Origin of the sequence: Pelomonas sp. KK5, from assembly GCF_001984095.1 — a bacterium.
Classification (GTDB): Bacteria; Pseudomonadota; Gammaproteobacteria; order Burkholderiales; family Burkholderiaceae_C; genus KK5.
On the sequence record NZ_LYVQ01000325.1, the window covers coordinates 1 to 5,341 of the forward strand.

2 protein-coding genes and 1 pseudogene are annotated in these 5,341 nt (G+C 72.1%); all 3 read left to right on the forward strand.

All coding sequences use genetic code 11. From position 1 onward, the window contains the following. The first annotated feature begins 151 nt into the window (after positions 1-151). Entirely contained in the window at positions 152-4,219 is a 4,068-nt protein-coding gene (tssM, locus tag B0W88_RS29365; RefSeq protein WP_077038076.1) for a type VI secretion system membrane subunit TssM, read from the forward strand. Positions 4,220-4,223: 4 nt separating this feature from the next. After that, positions 4,224-4,991, forward strand: coding sequence for a type VI secretion system-associated protein TagF (tagF, locus tag B0W88_RS29370; protein ID WP_077038077.1), 768 nt, complete (start codon positions 4,224-4,226; stop codon positions 4,989-4,991). Then, a pseudogene (locus tag B0W88_RS29375) lies at positions 4,988-5,341 on the forward strand (hypothetical protein); the annotation flags it as partial. The gene tagF and the pseudogene B0W88_RS29375, both read left to right, overlap by 4 nt.

A 5,341-nucleotide genomic window follows, 5' to 3' on the forward strand; every position in this document is an offset into this window, starting at 1 on the left:
CGGCGACACGCAGCCACTGGAGAGCAACGCCGGCGCCGCCGGCCGCGCGCGCAACCGCCGCGTCGAGATCGAGGTGCTGACCGGGCCGGCCGCGCCGGCTCCCTCACCTGCCTCGGACCCTCGCAGCCCTTCCTGAGATCGAGATCCCGCCATGACCAGCCCTTTGCAATCCGCGGGCCTGCGTGCCTTCCTCGTCTTCCTCGGCGTGCTGCTGATGGGCCTCGCCATCTGGTTCATCGGGCCGCTGCTGGCCTTCGGTGAGCTGAGGCCGCTGGCCAGCAGCGGCGCACGGGTGACGCTGATCGCCTTCGTCGTCGTCTTTGCCATCTTCGTGCTGCTGGAGTGGGCGCTGTCGGTGCTCGCCGTGGCGGCGCTGTGCCTGCTGATCTGGCATGCCGGCCCGCTGCTGGCGATCGGCAGCGGCGGCGCGCCCTTGCAGCCGCTGGCCGGCGAGTGGCCGCGCGCACTGCTGATCGCGGTGATCCTGGTCGCCTACCTGGCCTGGGCGCTCTACATGCTCTGGCACATGATCCGGCACGACGAGGCCTTCGCCCGCCGCGTGCTGGGCCTGGACCGCAAGGCCGGCCAGCAGCAGCTCGCCAGGGAGGAGATCCGCGAGCTGCAAAGCAAGACCCAGCGCGCGCTGGCGGAGCTGCGGCAGTTGCGGCTCACCGTGGCCGGCCGCACCGGCAGCCTGGTCGCGCTGCTGCGCCGCCTGGTGGAGGGAAAGCGCCATCTCTACGAGCTGCCCTGGTACATGATCATCGGCCGCCCCGGTGCCGGCAAGAGCTCGCTGGTGGCCCGTTCGGGCCTGGCCTTCGCGCTGCCCGAGCAGATGCAGCTCGCCTCGCGAACCGGACTGCACGGGCCCGACCGCGGCACGCTCAACTGCCACTGGTGGTTCACCAACGAGGCGGTACTGATCGACACCGCCGGCCGCTACACCGGCGCCGAGGGCACCGATGCGGCGGCGCAAGCCACCGGCCCGACCAAGGACCACGCCGAATGGCTCGGCTTCCTCGACGTGCTGCGCAAGGCCCGCGTGCGCGCCCCGATCAACGGCGCGCTGCTGGCCGTCGACGCGGGCACGCTGTGCAGCGAGGACGCCGGCCAGCGCCTGGCCCATGCCGCACTGCTGCGCGCGCGCCTGGCCGAGCTGCGCCAGCAACTGGGCATCCGCTTCCCGGTCTATGTGTTCGTCACCAAGTGCGACATGCTGCGCGGCTTCAATGCCTTCTTCGCGCCGATGGGCAGCGATGCCGGCAGCCAGGTCTGGGGCTTCACGCTGCCGGCGCTTGCGCGAGACGGCATGCCCGCCGAGCAGCCGCTGCGCGAGCGGCTCGCCGAGGAGTTGCAGGCCTTGCAGCAACGCCTGGAGGCCGGCCTCGGCACACGCCTGCAGGAGGAGTACGAGCTGGACCGACGCCAGTCCCTCTACCTGCTGCCGCACGAGTTGCAGGCCCTGATCCCGGCCCTGGCCGAGCTGCTCGAACAGGTCTTCGCCGACAGCCGCTTCGACACCACCCAGCAGCGCCACATGCTACGCGGCGTCTACCTCACCAGCGCCGCTCAGCCCGAGATGGCCCACGTACCGCGCGCCGACGCGCGCAGCCTGGTCGGCCGCCTGCTCGATGCGCTGCAACGCCAGCACCGCACGGAGCAGGGCCCGCCGAAGTTCGCCTACCTGGCCGAGGGCGGCCAGCGCAGCTTCTTCATCGGCGACGCGATGCGCAAGGTCGTGATCCCCGAGGCGCACCTGGTCCGCCCGAATCTGCGCTGGGAAGCGCGCTTCCGGCTGCTGCGCCTGCTGGGCCATGCGCTGGTGGTGCTGGTCTGCACGTGGCTGCTCGGGGCGCTGCTGCTGAGTCATGACAAGAACCGCGCCTACCTGGACGAGGTAAGCGAGCGCACCGCCCTGCTCCAGCAGAAGGTCAAGGCCGCCGATGTCGCCCAGCATCCCGAGCGCATCGCCGGCCTGCTGACCGAGGCCCACCAGCTGGCCCAGCAGGTCGGCCTGGATCCGGCGCAGCCCCCGCTGGCCTGGCAGTACGGCCTCTACAGCCCGCCGCCTGTCGTCGAGCAGGCCAGCCTGCTGTGCTTCCACCTGCAGGACCGCATGGTGCTGCCGGTGCTGCTGCGCCGCCTGGAGTACCGGCTCCAGCAGTCCATCGCCGACGGTGACGAGGTGGCCGCCTACGACACCTTGCGCAGCTACCTGCTGCTGCATGACCCGGCCCGCTTCCAGGCCGACAGGACGGCTTCCGCGCAGCTGCGCGCCTGGGTGGTGGCCGACTGGCAGCGCAGCGATGCCGGTGGTGGCGGCGGCGGCGGCGGCAACAACGCGCGTCCGCTGTCCCAGAGCTTCGGCAACAGCGCCGCCATGCTGGACCATCTGCAGCAGCTCTTTTCCGGCGAGCGCGTGGTGCAGGCCTCCCAGACGGCCGATGCCGCCCTGATCAAGCAGGCCCGCGAGTTCCTCGGCAACCGCGGCACCAGCGAGCGACTCTATGAGCGCGCCAAGCGCACGGTGCAGGAAGCGGCGCCGCGCGAATTCAGCCTGGTAGGCGCGCTGGGGCCGCAGGTGGGCGCCAGCTTCCGGCGCGACTCCGGCAAGTCTATGGAAGAAGGCGTGCCGGGCCTGTTCACCTATGCCGGCTACCACCAGCTCTTCGCCAAGCGGCTGCGCGAGCTGGTCGCGGCCGCGGTGGACGACGATGCCTGGGTGATGGGCCGCAGCGACAGCGCCGCCGGCGCCGCTCCCGAACGTCTCTCCGGCCTGGTCGAAGACGTGCGCCGCCAGTACCTGCAGGAGTACGCCAGGCGCTGGGATGCCTTCCTCGCCGACGTGCGCCTGCGCAACGCGGCCGAGAGCGACAACATCGGCTTCGAGATCGGCCTCGTGCGCCAGCTCGCCGCCGCCGACTCGCCGCTGCAGCGCCTGGCCCGACAAGCCGCGGTCGAGACCACGCTGTCGCGCCCGCTGCAGCTCCAGGACGAGAACCCGGGCGACAAGAGCGTCTTCGAGAAGGCCGCCCAGGCCGTCGACGGCAAGAGCGCCGAGCTCGGTCGAAGCCTCGGCCTGCGGCCCGAGCAGCGCCTGGAGCGCAGCACCGTGGACGACCGCTTCGCCGCGCTGCGCGAAGTCGTCACCGGCCAGGCCGACACGGGCGCGACCGCCGCCCCGCGCATCGGCGCCGTGGCCGGCGCGCTCAACGAGTACTACACCACCCTGGTCGTCGCCCAGACCGCCATCGAGAGCGGCGCGCTGCCACCGCCCAACCTCGACAGCGCCAGCAAGATCCGCATCATTGCCGAGGAGATGCCGGCGCCGCTGCACAAGGTGCTGCTGGACGTCTCCAGCATGGGCAGCGGCAAGATCGCGCGCGGCGCCCAGGGCATCCTGCGCGGCCAGGCCCGCGCCCAGCTCGATCGCCTGCAGGGCCTGCTGGCCATGATGGTCGCCGAGCCCTGCCGCCGCCAGATCGCCGGCCGCTACCCCTTCGCGGCCGGCGCGAGCGAGGAGGTGGCGGCGGACGACTTCAACGCCTTCTTCGCCGCCGGCGGCACCGCCGAGACCTACTTCAGCAAATACCTGCAGCCTCTGGTCGACACCTCTGCCCGCCCCTGGCGCTACAAGTCACCCGAAAGCGCCAACACGCTCGGCGGTACCGAAGGCCTGGCCGAGGGCAAGCCGCTCATGCCCGCCCAGACCGGTCCCACGCTGCTCGGGGAACTGCTGCAGATGCTGGCCGCGCAGGGCCCGTCGCCCGAGGCGTTCGGCCAGATCCAGGACATCCGACAGGCCTATCTGCGCGACGGCGCCTTCAAGCGCCTGGGCTGGAAGCAGAGCCTGCGCGTCGAGCGCCTGGACCCGACGATCACCGAGCTGGTCCTCGACTTCGACGGCCAAGTGCTGCGCTATGCCCACGGCCCGGTACAGGACTGGAGCAGCAGCTGGCCCGGCCCGCGCGGGGGCCTCGGTCTGGACGTCTCCGTGCAGCCGCGCCTGCGGCCGGAAACGGCCCAGCTCCAGCTGCGCGGCCCCTGGGCTCCGCTGCGCCTGCTGGAACACGCCACCATGCTGCCCGGCAGCAGCAGCGGGCGGCTCGGCCTGGAACTGGACTTCGACGGCCGCAAGGTGCTGCTGGACCTCAGCACCAGCGGCATCAATCCGCTGGCCGCCACGCTGCTGCGCAATTTCAAGTGCCCGGGGGCGTGAAGCGATGCGCCCCCTCGCCGAGCTGGAGCAACGCCTGGTGCGATGGCGCCTCGCCGGCCCGCTGGCCCTCTGGGGCAAGCTGCCCGGGCAGGCCGACTACGTCAGCCGTCGCGCCTCGCCGTCCGACGTGGCGCTGCTGCAGCGCTGGGTCGCCGAGCAATGGCAGCCGCCGACCCGCCCGCAGCCCCGGACGCGCCAGCGCGGCTGGCTGGCGCTGAACCACGATGCCGACCGCGCACCCGACCTCAGCATGACGCCGGTGCTGTTCGTGATGGGCGCCGGGCCGGGCCGCCACCTGCGCGGCGCCGTCGTGCCCTCGCAGGATCGCATCGGCCGGCCCCATCCCCTGGTGCTGTTCCAGCCCGCCACGCGCCGCTGGCTGCAGCGGCGCCTGCCCGCGGCCTGCGGCTCGCCGGACGAGCTGCTGTATTGGCTGGCCCGTGTACTCGCCCGCTGGCAAGCCCACTCCGAATCGATCGAAGCCCTCGACCGGGCCGTGCAGGCGCTCGACCGCCTGCAGCAGCCAGGCTTCTCCCACGCCCTGCTGGGCGACCTGCCGCGCCCCATCGCCGAAGCGGCTGGGTACCGCCTGGTCGAGTCACTGGGTGCCGGCCAGTTGATGGCCGACGCCATGGAGCTCCGCTACATCGCCGTGCCGAGCAAGGCCGCGCTGCCGGCCGCGCCCGCAACCGTCTTCTGGCAGAGCGACGCGAGCGGCGTCCTGCTGCGCGTGGCCGGGGCCTGGCCTGAACTCTGGGGAGCTGCCGCATGAATGATGAACCGGACGAGGGGTCGCATGACGAGGAACTGGCCGCGCTGGCTCGACGGTTCGCGCTGCCGGGAGCACCGGAATCGACGCTCGAACAGGTCGCACGGGGGGCGCCGGAGTCTGTCCAGGCTCGACCCGCATCGAGCCAGGCCGGCGATCCCGCCCTTGACCTGCTGGAGCGGCTCCACGAGGACTACCTGAGACAGCTGGCCGATCCGAACGCCGATACCACCGCAGGCGGCGTCTGGCTGCTTGAAGCGCCCTCCGCAGCCGGCCCGCGGGCCGATGCCTTCGACGCGCTGGGTCGCGCCGCCGAACAGGCGGGACTCGGCCTCTACGACCTGGTCGAGACC

Coding starts and splice junctions, on each gene's coding strand:
- tssM (WP_077038076.1), top strand. CDS start 152: ATGACCAGCCCTTTGCAATCCGCGGGCCTGCGTGCCTTCCTCGTCTTC.
- tagF (WP_077038077.1), top strand. CDS start 4,224: ATGCGCCCCCTCGCCGAGCTGGAGCAACGCCTGGTGCGATGGCGCCTC.